This is a genomic window from Streptomyces sp. CB09001 (genome assembly GCF_003369795.1).
Classification (GTDB): domain Bacteria; phylum Actinomycetota; class Actinomycetes; order Streptomycetales; family Streptomycetaceae; genus Streptomyces.
The window spans coordinates 689,022-705,651 of sequence record NZ_CP026730.1; the positions used below are offsets into that span (position 1 = coordinate 689,022).

General features: G+C 73.6%; 16 protein-coding genes. 9 read left to right on the forward strand and 7 right to left on the reverse strand.

Translation table 11 applies throughout. The annotated features are described in order from the left end of the window. The first annotated feature begins 52 nt into the window (after positions 1 to 52). Entirely contained in the window at positions 53 to 1,411 is a 1,359-nt protein-coding gene (locus C4J65_RS03190) for a GNAT family N-acetyltransferase (protein WP_115740995.1), read from the forward strand. 108 nt (positions 1,412 to 1,519) lie between these two features. On the opposite strand, the gene C4J65_RS03195 is transcribed toward C4J65_RS03190, so the two are convergent. Next, the gene (locus tag C4J65_RS03195; RefSeq protein ID WP_115740996.1) at positions 1,520 to 2,743 is read right to left on the reverse strand and encodes a PLP-dependent transferase; all 1,224 of its coding nucleotides are present in this window, start codon (positions 2,741 to 2,743) and stop codon (positions 1,520 to 1,522) included. A gap of 59 nt (positions 2,744 to 2,802) precedes the next feature. Here C4J65_RS03195 and C4J65_RS03200 point away from each other — a divergent pair, with 59 nt between their 5' ends. After that, a complete protein-coding gene (locus tag C4J65_RS03200; RefSeq protein WP_115740997.1) occupies positions 2,803 to 3,294 on the forward strand; it encodes an Lrp/AsnC family transcriptional regulator in 492 nt (163 codons plus the stop codon). 78 nt (positions 3,295 to 3,372) lie between these two features. Next, the gene (locus C4J65_RS03205; protein ID WP_115740998.1) at positions 3,373 to 5,061 is read left to right on the forward strand and encodes a DUF885 domain-containing protein; all 1,689 of its coding nucleotides are present in this window, start codon (positions 3,373 to 3,375) and stop codon (positions 5,059 to 5,061) included. A 24-nt stretch (positions 5,062 to 5,085) separates the two neighbouring features. Here the strand turns inward: C4J65_RS03205 and C4J65_RS03210 are convergent, their stop codons facing one another. Genes C4J65_RS03210 through C4J65_RS03220 form a run of 3 tightly spaced genes read right to left on the reverse strand, consistent with a single transcriptional unit; the run spans position 5,086 to position 7,019 of the window. Then, complete coding sequence (locus C4J65_RS03210) at positions 5,086 to 5,931, reverse strand: SDR family oxidoreductase (RefSeq protein ID WP_115740999.1); 846 nt, start codon at positions 5,929 to 5,931, stop codon at positions 5,086 to 5,088. A gap of 53 nt (positions 5,932 to 5,984) precedes the next feature. Next, the gene (locus C4J65_RS03215) at positions 5,985 to 6,506 is read right to left on the reverse strand and encodes an immunity 21 family protein (RefSeq protein WP_115741000.1); all 522 of its coding nucleotides are present in this window, start codon (positions 6,504 to 6,506) and stop codon (positions 5,985 to 5,987) included. Between the two features lie 21 nt (positions 6,507 to 6,527). Further along, on the reverse strand, positions 6,528 to 7,019 hold the full coding sequence (locus C4J65_RS03220; protein ID WP_115741001.1) for a rhodanese-like domain-containing protein: 492 nt from the start codon (positions 7,017 to 7,019) through the stop codon (positions 6,528 to 6,530). 121 nt (positions 7,020 to 7,140) lie between these two features. On the opposite strand from C4J65_RS03220, the gene C4J65_RS03225 reads away from it, so the two are divergent. Beyond that, positions 7,141 to 7,587, forward strand: a complete 447-nt coding sequence (locus C4J65_RS03225; protein WP_115741002.1) for an Lrp/AsnC family transcriptional regulator — start codon at positions 7,141 to 7,143, stop codon at positions 7,585 to 7,587. A 22-nt stretch (positions 7,588 to 7,609) separates the two neighbouring features. Here the strand turns inward: C4J65_RS03225 and C4J65_RS03230 are convergent, their stop codons facing one another. From C4J65_RS03230 to C4J65_RS03240, 3 genes are all read right to left on the reverse strand, one after another. Next, positions 7,610 to 10,609 (reverse strand): SMC family ATPase, encoded by a 3,000-nt coding sequence (locus C4J65_RS03230; RefSeq protein ID WP_115741003.1) that lies wholly within the window; start codon positions 10,607 to 10,609, stop codon positions 7,610 to 7,612. Next, on the reverse strand, positions 10,606 to 11,769 hold the full coding sequence (locus C4J65_RS03235; RefSeq protein WP_115741004.1) for an exonuclease SbcCD subunit D: 1,164 nt from the start codon (positions 11,767 to 11,769) through the stop codon (positions 10,606 to 10,608). The genes C4J65_RS03230 and C4J65_RS03235 overlap by 4 nt, the downstream gene beginning before the upstream one ends. 138 nt (positions 11,770 to 11,907) lie before the next feature. Beyond that, entirely contained in the window at positions 11,908 to 12,741 is an 834-nt protein-coding gene (locus C4J65_RS03240) for an enoyl-CoA hydratase/isomerase family protein (RefSeq protein WP_240330370.1), read from the reverse strand. A gap of 105 nt (positions 12,742 to 12,846) precedes the next feature. On the opposite strand from C4J65_RS03240, the gene C4J65_RS03245 reads away from it, so the two are divergent. The 5 genes from C4J65_RS03245 to C4J65_RS03265 all read left to right on the forward strand — a co-directional run bounded on the left by C4J65_RS03245 (position 12,847) and on the right by C4J65_RS03265 (position 16,599). Continuing rightward, the gene (locus C4J65_RS03245; RefSeq protein WP_115741005.1) at positions 12,847 to 13,395 is read left to right on the forward strand and encodes a TetR/AcrR family transcriptional regulator; all 549 of its coding nucleotides are present in this window, start codon (positions 12,847 to 12,849) and stop codon (positions 13,393 to 13,395) included. 142 nt (positions 13,396 to 13,537) lie between these two features. Continuing rightward, entirely contained in the window at positions 13,538 to 14,374 is an 837-nt protein-coding gene (locus tag C4J65_RS03250) for an alpha/beta hydrolase (RefSeq protein ID WP_115741006.1), read from the forward strand. Positions 14,375 to 14,445: 71 nt separating this feature from the next. Next, positions 14,446 to 15,033, forward strand: coding sequence for a TetR/AcrR family transcriptional regulator (locus tag C4J65_RS03255; protein ID WP_115741007.1), 588 nt, complete (start codon positions 14,446 to 14,448; stop codon positions 15,031 to 15,033). A 121-nt stretch (positions 15,034 to 15,154) separates the two neighbouring features. After that, positions 15,155 to 15,862, forward strand: coding sequence for a type 1 glutamine amidotransferase domain-containing protein (locus C4J65_RS03260; protein ID WP_115741008.1), 708 nt, complete (start codon positions 15,155 to 15,157; stop codon positions 15,860 to 15,862). An 80-nt stretch (positions 15,863 to 15,942) separates the two neighbouring features. Continuing rightward, the gene (locus C4J65_RS03265; protein WP_115741009.1) at positions 15,943 to 16,599 is read left to right on the forward strand and encodes an NAD(P)-binding oxidoreductase; all 657 of its coding nucleotides are present in this window, start codon (positions 15,943 to 15,945) and stop codon (positions 16,597 to 16,599) included. Positions 16,600 to 16,630 lie beyond the last annotated feature (31 nt).

A 16,630-nucleotide genomic window follows, 5' to 3' on the forward strand; every position in this document is an offset into this window, starting at 1 on the left:
CGTTCGTGATCACGCAACACCGTTCCTTCACAGTGGGTGCATGAGTCGAGACATGTCTGATGTGACGGATGCCGTGGTACGCCTCGTCGAACACGGCCCCACGGTGCCGGCCATGGTGCTGGTCTCGCTGGCCGCACTGATCGCCACGGCTGGTTTCCACACCCGGTGGTCACGACGCCACGGGCAGGCGCCGCCGGCGGACGATACCGGCGCCCGGCCGCCGACCGCCGAGCGGCCGGCCGGGACCGGACCCACCGGGTCCGAGCCGGGCGGATCCGAGCCGGGCGGATCCGAGCCCGTCGGTGAGAGCGCGCTGTGGCGGATGCGCACGACGGTGCGGGATGCGCCGGGGTCGCTGGCCGTACTCTGCGCGGCCCTCGCCGAGCAGCGGATCGACATCCTGAGCCTGCAGACGCACCCGTTGACCGAGGGCACGGTGGACGAGTTCCTGCTCCGTGCCCCGGATGAGCTGAGCGGGGCCGAGCTGGCCGACGTGGTGACGACGGCGGGCGGCGCCCGGACCTGGACCGAGCGGGCGGACGCCCACGATCTGGTCGACGCGCCCACCCGGGTGCTCGGCCTGGCCGTCCGCACCGCCCTGGACGCGGCGGAACTGCCCCTGGCACTGCGGCAGTTGCTGGGCCGGTGCACCATCAGGTCCCACCCGGCGCCGACGGAGGGCGGGGCGGCGGCACGAGCGGCGGAGGCGGTACCGCCGGAGGGCGCGCTCGAGGACACCGTGCTGCGGCTGCGCGCCCCCGAGGGCGGGGTGATCAGCGTGGAGCGGCCCCATCTGCCGTTCACCCCGGCCGAGTTCGCCCGGGCGCGGGCGCTGGTCGAGCTGGACGCCCGGCTCGGTCCGCGGGTCCCGCGGGAACGGGACGTGCTGACGCTGCCCGAGGGGAGCGACATCACGGTCCGCCGGGCCGACACGCGTGACGTTCCGGCCGCGAAGGCGATGCACGAGCGCTGCTCGGAGCGGACGCTGGGGATGCGGTATCACGGCCCGGTCGGGGACGCCGACCGGTACCTCAACCATCTGCTCAGCCCCCGCTTCGGCCGCACCCTCGCCGTGCAGACCGCGTCGGGGCGGATCGTCGGGCTGGGCCACCTGTTGTGGGACGGGGACGAGACGGAGGTCGCGCTGCTCGTCGAGGACGGGTGGCAGCGCCGCGGCATCGGCAGCGAACTCCTGGCCCGGCTCGTGGCGATGGCGGCCGACGCGGGCTGCGAGAGCGTGTACGCGATCACGCAGGCGTCGAACACCGGCATGGTCGCCGCGATGCGCGGCCTGGGCCTCCCCCTCGACTACCAGATCGAGGAGGGGACCCTGGTCGTCACGGCCCGCCTGGACCCCGCCACCCGCTCCGCGGCACGGCTGCCGCAGGCGGAGCGGATCGGCCGGGAGTGACGGGCGGCGGGCGCGGTGGCACGGTCACCCGGCCCACGACCGTCGTCACCCGCCGCGCAGCAGCGCTCACCCGGCCCACGACCGTGTTCACCCGCCCCGCAGCGGCGCTCACTCGGCCGGCGACAGCGCCTCCCGCAGCGGGAGGGCTCCGGCCGCCCGGTCCCCCAGGGCCTGGTCCAGGTCGGCCCAGAGGTCGTCGACGTCCTCCAGGCCGACCGACAGCCGCAGCAGCCGGTCGCCGACCCCGGCCCCTCGCCGGTCGTCCGCGTCCACGATGCGGTGGCTGATCGACGCCGGGTGCTGGATGAGCGTGTCGACGCTGCCGAGGCTCACGGCCGGGGTGATCAGCCGGACGCCGCCGATGACCTCGTGCGGGTCGCCGTGGACCTCGAAGGAGACCATCGCACCGCCGATGCGCGGATAGTGGACGCGGGCCACCCGCGGGTCGGCGGCCAGCCGCCCGGCCAGTTCGGCGGCGCCCGCGGAGGCGGCCCGTACCCGGACGGGCAGGGTGGACAGTCCCCGCAGCAGGAGGTAGCCGGCCAGCGGGTGCAGCACTCCGCCCGTGGCGAAGCGGACCTGCCGCAGCCGCCCGGCGAACTCCTCGTCGCAGGCGACCACGCCCGCCAGTACGTCCCCGTGCCCGCCCAGGTACTTGGTGGCGCTGTGCAGCACCAGCCGGGCCCCATGTTCGGCGGGCCGTTGGAGCACGGGCGTGGCGAAGGTGTTGTCCACGAGCAGCGGCACCGACCCGCAGGCGTGGGCGACGGCCCGCAGGTCGACCTCGGCGAGTGTCGGGTTGGCCGGCGACTCCACGAGCACCAGTCCGGTGTCCGGGCGCAGCGCGTCCGCGACGCCCGCCGGGTCGGTCCAGGTGACCTCGGACCCGAGCAGCCCGGCGGTCAGCAGGTGGTCGCTGCAGCCGTACAGGGGCCGTACGGCGACGACGTGCCGCAGCCCCATCGAGCCGCGGACCAGCAGGACCGCGCTCAGTGCGGCCATGCCGCTGGCGAAGGCGACGGCGGCCTCGGTCCCCTCCAGCCGGGCCAGTGCCGTCTCGAAACGGGCGACGGTCGGGTTGCCGAGGCGGCCGTAGACCGGCGGTCCGTCCGGCTCGGCGCCGGTGGCGGCGAACGCGTCGATGCGGGCGGCCTCGCCGCGGCTGTCGTACGACGGGTAGGTCGTGGACAGGTCGATGGGCGGGGCGTGCAGGCCCTGGGCGGCGAGGTCGTCGCGGCCGGCGTGCACGGCTTCGGTGGCCAGTGCCCTGCCCGTGGGTGCGGTGGAGCGTACGTCGTCGGGTGGTGACGTGTGCGTGCGCGCTGAGTCCATGGCCGAAGGGTGAACACCGACCGGGCCGGCGGGGTCGTACTCCGTGCTACGTTCGGGCCATGGCCGATTCCGTCGTACTGGATCCGGTGGATCTCCATCTGCTGCGGCTGCTGCAGAACGACGCCCGGACCACCTACCGCGATCTCGCCGCCCAGGTCGGCGTCGCCCCGTCGACGTGTCTGGACCGGGTGGCCCGGCTGCGGCGGGCCGGGGTGATCCTCGGTCACCGGCTGGAGCTGGACCCGGCGAAGCTGGGGCGTGGTCTCCAGGCGCTGCTGCTCGTGCAGGTGCGCCCGCACCGGCGGGAGCTGGTGGGACCGTTCGTGGAGCGGATCCGGGCGCTGCCCGAATCGCGCACCGTCTTCCACCTCACCGGCCCGGACGACTACCTCGTGCATGTCGCGGTGGCGGACATGACGGACCTGCAGCGGCTGGTCCTGGACGGGTTCACGTCCCGGCGGGAGGTGGCCCGCGTCGAGACCCGGCTGATCTTCCAGCAGTGGGAGTGCGGCCCCCTGCTGCCGCCGGCCGCGCCCGAGGCCACGCCCTGAGCGAAATCCGGCCGCGCGCACGGTCGGGCCCGGCCCACCGGGCTGACGCGACACCGGTATCCGTATGAGGATGTCCGCATGTCAGAGACCAAGAGCCCGCTGCCCCGCGAGGTCGCCGACGCGTATGTCGACGAGCTCATCGCCCTCGACCCGGTCACCGGTACGTATCTCGGTGTCGCGGAGAGTTCCAGCCGTCTGCCCGACTTCTCACCCGCCGGGCAGGAGGCCCTCGCGGAGCTGGCCCGCACCACCCTCGCCCGGCTGGACGAGGCGGAGCGCCGGCCGGGCGGTGACAGCGACGTGGAGCGGCGCTGCGCCCGGCTGCTGCGTGAGCGCCTCACCGCCGAGATCGCGGTGCACGAGGCCGACGAGGGCCTGCGTTCGGTCGGCAACATGGGCACCGCCGCCCACTCGGTGCGCGAGGTCTTCACCCTCACTCCGACCGGGACCGACGAGGACTGGGCCCGGATCGCGGAGCGGCTGCGGGCGGTCCCGGCGGCGTTCGCGGGTTACCGCGCGTCCCTGTCGCTGGGCCTGGAGCGCGAGCTGTACGCGGCGCCGCGGCCGACCGCCACCTTCGTCGAGCAGCTCGGCGAGTGGGCGGACACGGGCGAAGGACGCGGCTGGTTCGAGGACTTCGCCGCCGACGGCCCCGAGGCGCTGCGCGCGGAGCTGGACGAGGCCGCCCGGGGTGCGACCGAGGCCGTGGTCGAGCTGCGGGACTGGATGCGCGACGTGTACGCCCCCGCGATCGAGGGCGCCCCGAACACGGTGGGCCGGGAGCGCTACGCCCGCTGGTCGCGCTACTACAACGGCACGGACCTGGACCTGGACGAGGCGTACGCGTACGGCTGGGCCGAGTACCACCGTCTGCTGGCCGAGATGAAGGCGGAGGCCGAGAAGATCCTGCCGGGCGCCGAGACTCCGTGGGTGGCGCTGGCGCACCTGGACGAGCACGGCAGGCACATCGAGGGCGTCGACGAGGTCCGCGACTGGCTGCAGGGCCTGATGGACCAGGCGATCGAGCAGCTGGACGGCACGCACTTCGAACTCGCCGAGCGGGTACGGAGGGTGGAGTCGCGCATCGCCCCGCCCGGCAGCGCCGCCGCGCCCTACTACACGTCCCCCTCGGAGGACTTCTCCCGCCCCGGCCGCACCTGGCTGCCGACGATGGGCCAGACCCGCTTCCCGGTGTACGACCTGGTGTCGACCTGGTACCACGAGGGCGTGCCCGGTCACCACCTCCAGCTCGCCCAGTGGACGCACGTCGCGGAGGACCTCTCCCGCTACCAGGCTTCGGTGGGCATGGTCAGCGCCAACGCCGAGGGCTGGGCGCTGTACGCGGAGCGGCTGATGGACGAGCTGGGCTACCTCACGGACGCGGAGCAGCGCCTCGGTTATCTGGACGCGCAGATGATGCGGGCCGCCCGGGTCATCGTGGACATCGGCATGCACCTGGAGCTGGAGATCCCGGCGGACTCGCCGTTCCACCCGGGTGAGCGCTGGACGCCGAAGCTGGCCCAGGAGTTCTTCGGCGCGCACAGCAGCCGCCCGGCGGACTTCGTGGAGAGCGAGCTGACCCGGTACCTGACGATCCCGGGCCAGGCGATCGGCTACAAGCTCGGTGAGCGGGCGTGGCTGCTGGGCCGGGAGAAGGCCCGCGAGCGGCACGGCGACGCCTTCGACCTGAAGGCCTGGCACATGGCTGCCCTCTCCCAGGGCTCGCTGGGCCTGGACGACCTGGTGGACGAGCTGTCGCGGCTGTGACGTCCTCACCGCGCCGCGCTCACCTCACCGCCTGAAGCCGCCCTCCGAGTCGACGACCTGACCGGTGACCCACTCGGCCTCGTCCGTGGCGAGCCACGCGATGAGGCGGGCCGGGTCGTCGGGCATGCCCCACCTCCCGGCGGGGAAGAGCGCGGCGACGGCGTCGTAGTCCTCGCCGGTCAGGTAGTCGGTGTCCACGGGGCCGGGGTTGACCGCGTTCACGGTGACGGCGTGCTCGGCGAGGGTCGTCGCCAGGGAGCGCGTGACGGAGGCGAGCGCGCCCTTCTGGAGCGCGTAGGCCATCTCGCCGGGCATGCCGCCGGCGATGTCCTGGCCGGAGGTCATCATCACGACCCGTCCGCCGGGCGTGCGCGGCGGCAGCACCGCCCGGCGGCGGGCGTAGGCCTGGATCAGCAGCAGCACCGAACGGGTGTCGACCTGCCAGTGCGCGTCGAGCATGGCGGCGTCGATCGTGTCGAGCGTGCCGTCGGACCCACTGAGCGCGTGGTTGGCGACGAGGACGTCCAGCCGTCCGCCGAGCGCTTCGGCGGCGGTGGCGACGAGTTCGCCGGGGGCGCCGGGCCGGGTGAGGTCGCCGGGGCCCGCGTGCACGGCCGCGTCCGGGTCGCCGAGCGCCGCACGGACGGAGTCCACCACGTCGTCCACCCGGTCGGCGCCCCAGGGCATGGCGGCGTCGTGCGGGACGTGGTGGTGCAGGTAGACGCTCGCTCCGTACGCGGCGAGCCGCCGGGCCACGGCGTGGCCGATGCCGCCGCGCCGGCTTGCTCCGGTGACGAGGGCGGTGCGGCCGCGCAGGGGCAGCGGGTCGCGGCGCAGGTCTTCGGAGGCGGGGTGGGGAAGTCGTGGCATGGACACCCATGATGGGCGGGCCGCGGCCGCCCCGCACACCAATATCGCCGCGGCTACCGGTCGGCGAGCCGGCGCAGGTGTACGAGGCTCAGCCAGGTCTCGGGCCCGGGGCGCACCTCGGCCGCGCGCACCGCGTACCGGCCGGGTTCCAGGGCGACCCGCACCCGGTCGGGGGCGCGGTCGGATGCGCTGCCGGGCCAGGCGGCGTCGAACAGGAGCACGGGGCCGGACACCTGCCAGGACACCTCGGGCTGCCAATCGGCGGCGTCGAGGGCGGCGGGAACCCTCGCCAGCACCTCGTCCTCGGAGTCCGCGGCGCACCAGCGGACGAAGGTGCCGTGGTCGGGGAGGTAGGCGGTGGAGGCGGGTTCGTCGCCGAGCACGAGGGCGGTGGAGTCGCCGACCGGGAGCAGTCCGACGTGGCCGTCGACCTCGCAGGCCCGGTCGTAGTCGGAGTCCGTCTCCTCGCCGTCGGCGCCGGTCCAGAACGGCAGGACCGTCTCCGGAACCGCGATCAGCGGCCCTCCGCCCGACTCGACCCACTCCACCGCGCCCGGCTCCGCGTATCGCACCATGCGGCAGAACCTACACGCAGGTCAGCAACCGCAGTCGACCGCGTCCACCGGAACGGTCAGGGGGTCGGCGGCGCGTCGCTCGGCACCCTGCCACGTCTCGAACCCGAAGCCCTCACGCACCCAGTACTCGAACCCGCCGAGCATCTCCTTGACCCCGTAGCCGAGTTCGGCGAGGGCGAGGGCGGCGCGCGCCGCGCCGTTGCAGGCGGGGCCCCAGCAGTACGTCACCACCGGCACCGCGGGGTCGAGGAGTTCACCGGCCCGCTCGGGAGCGAGCGGGGTGGGCAGGTGGACGGCGCCCGGCACGTGGCCCTGGTCCCAGGACTCGGTGGAACGGCAGTCGACGAGCACGAACCCCGGGTCACCGCCGGCCGCGAGTGCTCCGGCGACGTCGGAGACGTCGGTGTGGAAGGCGAGGCTCGCCCGGAAGTACGCGGCGGCCTCGGCGGGCGGTGCGGGAGCTACGCGCAGGACGGGGTTGACGTGCCCGGTGGCGGCGGTGGTGACGCTCATGGCGGGGCCTCTCCTCGATGGATCTTCCAGCCAGAAATCTATGCACCGTGCCGCGCCGCCTGAAGAGGGTTTCCCCGGCCCGCTCCTTGTTCCACCGGGGAATCCGTGCTACTTCTCCCGGATGGCCGAACAATCCCCGGACGCCACCGACTGGCGCATCCTCGACGCCCTCCAGCGGGACGGGCGGGCCGGCTTCGCCGAACTGGCCCGTGCCGTCTCGATGTCCGCGAGCGCGGTGACGGAGCGGGTGCGACGGCTGGAGGAGGCCGGAATCATTCGGGGGTACACGGCGGTCGTCGACCCCGAGCGGCTGGGACTGCCGATCCTGGCGTTCGTGCGGCTGCGCTACCCGGTCGCCAACTACAAGCCGTTCCACGACCTGGTGGCGGTCACGCCGGAGATCCTGGAGGCACACCACGTGACGGGCGACGACTGCTTCGTCATCAAGGTCGCGGCCCGTTCGATGCGGCACCTGGAGGAGGTGTCCGGCCGGATCAGCGCCCTCGGGTCGGTCACCACGAGCGTCGTCTACTCCTCACCGCTCCCCCGCCGGCCGCTGGGCCGCTGAGAACACCACCGGGACGGCGTGCTCAGCCGGCGCCCCGCTGCCGCAGTACCGACCCCGACCGCCCCTTCACGACCTCGAGTTGGGCGTGGACGCGGCGGCGCAGGTCGGCGACGTGGCTGACGATGCCGACGCTGCGGTCCCGCTCGCGCAGGGCGTCCAGGACGTCGAGGACCTCGTCGAGGGTCTGGTCGTCGAGGCTGCCGAAGCCCTCGTCGATGAAGAGGGTGTCCAGGCGGACGCCGCCCGCCTCGTCGGTGACGACGTCGGCGAGGCCGAGCGCGAGGGCGAGCGAGGCGAAGAACGTCTCGCCGCCGGACAGCGTGGCCGTGTCGCGCTCGCGGCCGGTCCAGGCGTCGACGACGTGCAGGCCGAGGCCGCTGCGGCCGCGACCGGTGCGGCCGTCGGAGTGGACGAGGGTGTAGCGGCCGGAGGACATGCGCAGCAGCCGGGCGGTGGCCGCGGCGGCGACCTGTTCGAGGCGGGCGGCCAGTACGTACGACTCCAGGCGCATCCGGCGTTCGTTGTCCGCGGAGGTGCCCGCGGCGAGCGAGGCGAGGCGGGCGACCCGGGTGTGCTCCTCGCGCAGCGGGGCCAGCCGGCGCACGGAGGTGGCGGCGTGCGCGGACAGCCGGTCCAGTTCGGCGCAGCACCGGGCGGCGGCGTCTCGGGCCGAGGTGGCCTCGCGCAGACGCCGGCCCGCGTCGGCGGCGGCGCGCTCCGCCGCGGCGAGGTCGGCGGGCGGGCGCCGGGCCGCGTCGGCGGTGTCGGCCTCGCCGAGCACCGTACGGACGGCGGCGTCCTCGGACTGCCAGGCGTCGAGCCGTCGTTGCAGCTCGCGGTGGGCGGTGTCGTCGAGCAGGGCGGCGGCCGCGTCCGCGGGGGTGTCGAAACCGGCCCGGAAGGCGGCGTCGGCGATCCGGGCGTCGGCGTCCTTGAGCCGCTGGGCAGTGTCCTCGGCGACGCGGGCGGTCTCGGCGGCCCGGGTGAGCAGCGCCGCCTGTCGCTCCAGTTGCGCCGCCCGTGCCGTCACGCTCTCGGCACTGCCGCGTGCTCGCGTCAACTCCTCCTCCAGCACGGCCTGTTCGCGCTCCAGCCGGTCCCGGCCCGCGACCCGGGAGGCGGACCGGACGACGGCCTGCTGCTGGGCCGCGGCACGCTGCTCGCGTTCGCCTTCGGCCCGCCGCAGCTCTTCCTGCGCCGCGTGCAGGGTGGAAGCGGTCGCCCGCGCCCGCGCGTACGCCCCCTCCAGTTCCTCGGCCTCTTCGGCCAGCCGGGCGGTGGCCGCGTCACCGGCTTCCGCCGTGGCGGCGGCGAGCGCCTCCCGTACGGTGCCCAGGTGCCGTTCGGCCTTCGCGCGCCGCTCCTCGGCGGCCTGGTGGGCGGCCAGGGCGCGCTCCTCCGCGTCGCGGTCGACGTGCCCGGCGGTCTTGCGCGCGGGGGCGGGGTGTTCGGTGGCTCCGCACACCGCGCAGGGCGCGCCGTCGGTGAGGTTCGCGGCGAGTTCGGCGGCGATGCCGTGCAGCCGCTGTTCCTTGAGGTCGAGCCAGTGGTCGCGGGCCTCGACGGCGTCTTCCGCCGCGGCGAGCGCCCGCCGCCGCGCCTCTTCGGTGTCGTCGGTGAGCCGGTCGCGCTGCCGGGCGGCCTCCAGCCTGCGCCGCACCGGATCGCGCTGCAGGGCGAGCTGTCCGGCGCGGGCGGCGGCTTCCTGCGCGGAGTCGATGCGGCGCTGGTGTCCGGTGCGGGTGGTCTCCCAGCCGGCGAGCCAGGTCTCCGCCTCCTGCCGCACCTCGTCGTCGGCGCGTTCCTGGCGGTCGAGGCCGGCCCGCTCCTCGACCAGTTCGGCGAGGCGCCGTTCGGCGCGCCGGGCCGACTCGAGTCCGCCCAGTTCCTCGGCGGCCCGGCGGGCGGCGGCGGCGAGCCCGACGGCACCCGCGTGGGCGAGGGCCTGCGGCAGCAGAGCCCGCGCGCTCGCTTCCGCGGCTGCCGCCTCCCGATGCTCGCTGTCGGCGGCGTCCCGCAGCTCCAGGGCGGGAGCCACCGCCTCGGCCTTGCGGGCCCGTGCCATGCGCTCCTCGGCGGCACGGTGGGCATCCGCCCGCTCCGCCAGCCCTGCGGCCCGCTCCCGTGCCTCGGCGAACCGGCGCTGCAGCCGGCCGAGTTCGCGGGCATCGGCCAGGTGGCGTTCGGCGGCGGTCTGGGCGGACTCGGTGGCCGTGAGCCGGCAGTCGGCGACCGTCAGCAGCTCACGGGCGGTGCCGCGGGCGACGGCGGCGGCTTCGAGCACCGCCTCGGCCAGCCCCGGCTCGCCCGGCGCCAGTTCCGGCAGTGCCATGGCGTCACCGGCGGCCTGCTGCATGCGGTGCGCGTCGGCCAGCAGCGTGGCGTCGCCCTCGCGCACCCCGGCCTCGGTGGTGCGGCGTCGTTCGGCGAGGCGCTTCTCGACCTCGGCGAACCGCCGGGTGTCGAAGAGCCGGCCGAGCAGCTTGCCGCGCGCCTCCGCGTCGGCGCGCAGGAAGCGGGCGAAGTCGCCCTGCGGCAACAGCACGACCTGGCAGAACTGCTCGCGGCTCATCCCGAGCAGCTGCGTGATCTCCTCGCCGATCTCCTGGTGGGAGCGGCTGAGGTCCTTCCAGGCGCGGGTCGTGACGTCGTACTCGCGCAGCCAGGTCTGCGCCTTGTCGACGGTCGTGCCCTTGCCGCGGAGCTTCGGGCGCTCCCAGGGCGGCTGCCGGGTGATCTCCAGCCGCCGTCCCGCGACGGTCAGTTCCAGGCGCACCTCGGTGCGGGTGCCGACGGCCGCGTGGTCGCTGCGCAGCGTCATGCCCTGGCCGCTGCCGCCCTGCCGGGCGCCCGGCACCGAGCCGTACAGGGCGTAGCAGACGGCGTCGAGGACGGAGGTCTTGCCGGCGCCGGTGGGGCCGTGCAGGAGGAACAGCCCGGCGGCCGAGAGGTCGTCGAAGTCGACGCTCTGCGAGGCTCCGAAGGGCCCGAAGGCGGTGATGTCCAGCCGGTGCAGCCTCACCGGGCCACCTCCCGCACGGTCTCGTCCGCGCGCACCGCGTCGAAGGCGTCCCGCAGCACGGCCTGCTCGTGGTCGTCGGGCCCGGCGCCGCGCACGTGGGTCACGAAGTCCTCCGCGATCTGCTGGTCGCTGCGGTCGGCGAGGCGCCGGGCGTAGGACACCCCGGGCTCGTCGGGGGCGCGCTCGGGGTCGAAGACGAGGCTGAGCGTGTGCGGGAAGCGGTCGGTGAGCCGGGCCATGGGCTCGTCCGGCCGGACCGGGTCGGTGAGGGTCGCCTCGACCCACGCGTCCTCGTGCGGGGTCAGCTGCGGGTCGGCGAGCAGGTCCGCCAGCCGGCCGCGCAGCCGGACCAGCGCGCGCGGCACCGGGCAGTCGACCCGCTCGGCCGTGACCGACCCGTCGGCACCCAGGTCGACGAGCCACATGCTCTTGCGGTGCCGGTGCTCCGAGAAGGAGTACGGCAGTGGGGAGCCGGAGTAGCGGACGCGTTCGGTGAGGGTCTGACAGCCGTGCAGATGCCCCAGCGCGACATAGTCCACGCCGTCGAAGACACCGGAGGGCACGGCGGCGACCCCGCCCACGGTGATGTCCCGCTCGCTGTCGCTCTGCTCACCGCCGGTGACGAAGGCGTGCGCGAGGACGACGGAACGGGTGCCCGCCGCGCGCGTGGCGAGGTCGGCGCGCACCCGGTCCATGGCGGCGGCGAGCACGGCCTCGTGCCCCGCCTTCTCGACGCCGAACTCGGTCTTGACCAGCGCCGGTTCGAGATACGGCAGCCCGTAGAAGGCGACGTCGCCGTGGGCGTCGCCCAGCACCACCGGGGTGCCGCAGCCCGCCGGGTCGGTGCGCAGGTGGATGCCGGCCCGGTCGATGAGCCCGGCGCCGACCCCGAGACGCCGGGCCGAGTCGTGGTTGCCGGAGATCATCACGGTCGGCACGCCGAGTGCGGCGAGGCGGTGCAGGGCGTCGTCGAACAGCTCGACGGCGGCGAGCGGCGGCACCGCCCGGTCGTACACGTCTCCCGACACGACCACGGCGTCGACGGAGTGCTCGCGCACGGTCTCGACGAGGTGGCCGACGAACCCCGCCTGGGCGCCGAGCATGTTCACCCGGTGGAACGCCCGGCCGAGGTGCCAGTCGGAAGTGTGCAGCAATCTCATGAATGGGCCCTGACCAGCATATTTCTCTTGACAACACCGGAAACCGGCACAATCCGGCACGGGGGTCCCGGGCCTGCCCCCACCACGCTAGCGCCTGCCGGCACCTGCTTCACCACTGGCCCTTGTGGTCGCCGGCGGTCAGGAGCGGTGGGCCCACGGGATGGATTCGAGCAGCTGCTCCAGCCGCAGTTCGCCGTCGCGCGTCTGCCCGCCGTGCTCCATCAGCACGCGGAGCCGGTGGACGACGTCGTCCGGGGAGGGGTAGACCTTGGCGTGGGCGGCCGCCTCCTCGGCCAGGTTCGGCACGGGGCCGCTCGCCTCGGCCGCGTCCAGCGCCTCCTTCGCGGCGGCGGCCACGCCCTGGGGCAGCGCGGCGATGCGGCGGGCGAGGGCGTCGACGAACGCGTCGAGGTGTTCGTCCGGCACCGCGCGGTTGATCCACCCGTAGCGCTCGGCGGCGGAGGTGTCGAACAGCTCGGCCCCCAGCACGATCTCCAGCGCGCGGGCGCGGCCGACCAGCCGGTTCAGGTACTGGGTGCCGCCCCCGCCGGGGAAGATGCCCATCAGCGACTCCGGCTGGGACAGCCAGGTGCGGTCCGCGGCGGCGAACCGCATGTCCGCGGCCATCGCCAGCTCGGCGCCGCCCGCGCGGGCATAGCCGCGCAGCTTCGCGATCGTCACCTGCGGCAGGGTGCGCAGCCGCTCGTTGAGCTGCTGAAGCGGGTTGAGGGCGGGGTCGGCCTCGGGGTCGGCCAGGGCCATGAGGGTGCTCGGATCGAAGGACCACTCGAAGTCGGCGTGCGCGGAGAAGAACTCGGGGTTGGCGGACTGCAGGACGATCACGGCGACGCCCTCGTCGGAGGCCACCTCGTCGGCGAAGGCCTTGAGGTCACCGGCCAGTGTGGCGTCGACGGTGTTCACCGGCGGGTTGTCTATGGTCACCCGGGCGACCCGGTCCTCCACGCGGACCACCAGGGACTTTTAACCGCTGTAACTCATCGCTGCGCTCCAGGCTTGTTTAGTAGGCGTTACAGAAGGACCGTAGCACGTTCTTTAGCGTGCGCTAAACTATGACTCATGACAGGCAGACCGAGGACGTTCGACAAGGACGCGGTGCTCCGGATGGCGATGCGCGCGTTCTGGGAGCGCGGGTACGACGGGGTGAGCGTCGCGCAGGTGTGCAAGGAGGCGGGGATCGCCGCACCGAGCCTGTACGCGGCCTTCGGCGACAAGAACGCGCTGTTCGAGAAGGCGTGCGCGCTCTACACCGAGCACCTGGACGAGGACCTGGAGCGCGACCTGTCGGCGCCCACGGCACGTGAGGCGGTCGAGCGCCTGCTGCGGTCCTCCGCCGAGCACTTCTCCGCACCCGGACAGCCCCCCGGCTGCCTCGTCATGGGTGAGCCGCGGCTCGCCGAACGGCGCGGCAGGACGCGCGACATGATCCGGGCACGGCTGCGCCGGGCCGCCGCCGAGGGAGAACTCGCGTCGGCCGCCGAGGCGGACGGCGTGGCGGCGTTCGTCGACACCGTCCTGGCCGGCATGGCCGCCCTGGCCCGCGACGGCGCCGACCGGGCCCGCCTCCTGGACGCGGCCCGTCACGCGGCCCGGGCCTGGCCCGCGTAACACCCCCTCCCCCACTCGCCGGAGCCGCACTCGCGCGGCAAAGGAGGCCGGAGCAGAGGGGGTTGCGAGCCGAGTAGACCGGTCGTATAGTTCTGGGCACCGGAGCACCACAGGCACCGAACTCCCGGAAGGGGAAGGCATCATGGGACGCATCAAGGTCGGCACGGAGAACAGCACCGACATCGAACTGCACTACGAGGACAAGGGGGCCGGGCAGCCGGTCGTCCTCATCCACGGCTACCCGCTGGACGGCAATTCCTGGGAGGGCCAGGTTCCGGCCCTGCTGGCCGCCGGCCACCGGGTCATCACCTACGACCGGCGCGGCTTCGGCAAGTCCAGCCAGCCGTCCACCGGTTACGACTACGACACGTTCGCCGCCGACCTGAACACCGTCATGGAGACCCTCGACCTGCGCGACGCGGTCCTGGTCGGCTTCTCGATGGGCACCGGTGAAGTCGCCCGCTACCTGTCCGTCCACGGCTCCGGCCGGGTCGCCAAGGCCGTGTTCCTCGCATCGCTGGAACCGTACCTGGCGATCACCGACGACAATCCCGACGGCGCCGCCCCGCTCTCCTTCTTCGAAGGCGTCTCCGAGGCGGTACGGAAGGACCGCTACGCCTTCTTCACCGGCTTCTACGCCGATTTCTTCAACCTCGACGAGAACCTGGGCACCCGGGTGAGCGAGGAGGCCGTGCGCAACGCCTGGAACGTGGCGTCCGGCGCGGGCCCGATCGCCTCGGCGGCCGCACCGCTGACCTGGCCCACCGACTTCCGGGCGGACATCCCCAAGATCGACGTCCCCACCCTGATCGTGCACGGCACGGGCGACCGCACCCTGCCCGTCGACGCCACCGGACGCCGTTTCGCCAAGGCCCTGCCCACCGCCGAGTACGTCGAGATCGACGGCGCGCCGCACGGACTGCTCACCACCCACACGGCCGAGGTCAACGAGATCCTCCTGGACTTCCTCGGCCGGTGACGCGCGGGGCGGTACGGCCGACCCGCGGAGCCGAATAGACGACTGGTCTAATGGGTGGTAGGGTCAGAGGCATGCCAGCCATCCAGGGCGACACTCGCCGCAGCATTCTCGACGCCGCCCAGCGGATCATGGCCCGCAAGGGGTTCTCCGCGGTGGGCATCAACGAAGTCCTCACCGCGGCCGGGGTGCCGAAGGGGTCGTTCTACCACTTCTTCGGCTCCAAGGACGCCTTCGGCGAGGCCATGATGCGGGCCTACTTCACCGACTACCTGGCGGACATGGACCGCATCCTCGCCGAGCCGGGCCTGACCTCGGCGCAGCGGCTGATGAACTACTGGCAGAACTGGCGCGAGACGCAGAGCCTCGACGAATGCCAGGGCAAGTGCCTGGCCGTCAAGCTCGGCGCGGAGGTCTCCGACCTGTCGGAGGCGATGCGGCTCGCCCTGAAGGAAGGCACCATCGCCATCGTCGACCGGCTGGAGCGGACGATCACGGCGGGCCTGAAGGACGGCTCGATCGCCGTCGACGCCACCCCCCGCGAGACCGCGCGGGTCCTGTACGACATGTGGCTCGGAGCGAGCGTCATGACCAAGATCCACCGCGACATCGGCCCACTGGACACCACGACGACGGTCACGCGTCAACTCCTGCACCTCTAGGGCACGAAGCACAGAACTCAGCACCCGGGCGCGCCCCGACCTCGAAGATCCGGCCGAACCGGTCGTCTCCGGGCCCTGTTGGAGACGACCGGTCTACTCACTCACTCAGGAAGTGCACACCATGAAGATCCTCATCGTTCTCACCTCGCACGACGAACTCGGCACCACCGGCCGCAGGACCGGCTTCTGGCTGGAGGAACTCGCCGCCCCCTATTACCGCTTCAAGGACGCCGGCGCCGAAGTCGTACTCGCCTCCCCCAAGGGCGGCAGGCCTCCCCTGGATCCCAAGAGCAACGAACCCGCGTTCCAGACCGACGAGACCCGCCGCTTCGAGGCCGACCCGGAAGCGATGGCGGCCCTCGCCCGCACTTCCCGGCTCGACAGCGTCTCCGCCGACGACTTCGACACCGTTTTCTACCCCGGCGGCCACGGCCCCCTGTGGGATCTGGCCGAAGACCCCACGTCCGTCCGGCTCATCGAAACCACCCTGCGCGCGGGCAAGCCCCTCGCCCTGGTCTGCCACGCCCCCGGCACCCTGCGCCACGCCACCAACCCCGACGGCACCCCCCTCGTCCGCGGCCGGAAGGTCACGGGCTTCACCAACGGCGAGGAAGCCGCCGTCGGTCTCACCGACATCGTCCCCTTCCTCGTCGAGGACGAACTCGAACGACTCGGCGCCGACTACACCAAGACCGATGACTGGCAGCCCTACGTCGTCGTCGACGGCCTCCTCGTCACCGGCCAGAGCCCCGCCTCCTCCGGCCCGGCCGCCGACGCCCTGCTCACCCTTCTCACCCTGGTCAACCAGGTCGACGAGGCCCGCGCATAGCGAGCGCGCCCCGACCATCACCGTCGGACGCACACACCACGCCCGCCTCCACGGGCACCGACCAAAAGGAGAGTGACGCCATGAAGGTCTTCATCGTGGGTATCGCCGGCGGCGTCGGGAGCCGTCTGGCCCGTCTGCTGACCGCCGCCGGTGACCGGGTCGACGGGCTCTACCGCCGGCCGGAACAGGGCGAGCGCCTCGCCAACGAGGGCGTCCACGCCACCCACGGCGACCTGACCCGCCTCGACGCGCCCGCCCTCGCCGACCTGCTGCACGACACCGACGTCCTGGTCTTCGCCGCCGGAGCCGGCGGCGAAGGCGGGACCGCCGCCACCACCGCCGTCGACGGCACCGGCCTGACCACCGCCATCGCGGCAGCCCGCCGCGCCGGCGTCCCCCGCCTGCTGCTCGTCTCCGTCTTCCCCGAAGCCTGGCGCGGCCGCGACGTGTCCGACACCTTCGAGCACTACATCGACGTCAAGAAGAAGGCGGACGCCGAACTGGCCGCCACCGACCTCGACTGGACCATCCTGCGCCCCGCCGCACTCACCGACGAACCGGGCACCGGCCGGATCAGCCTCTCCCCCGCCCTGGTCCACACCGACATCACCCGTGACGACGTCGCAGCCACCCTCGCCGAACTCGTCCACACCCCACAGATCAGCCGCCGGATCCTCGAACTCGCCCGAGGTCCCGAACCCATCGCCGACGCCGTCCGCCGACAGACCCGCAACTGACCAGCCGGGACGCACGTGGGGCGAGGTCCGC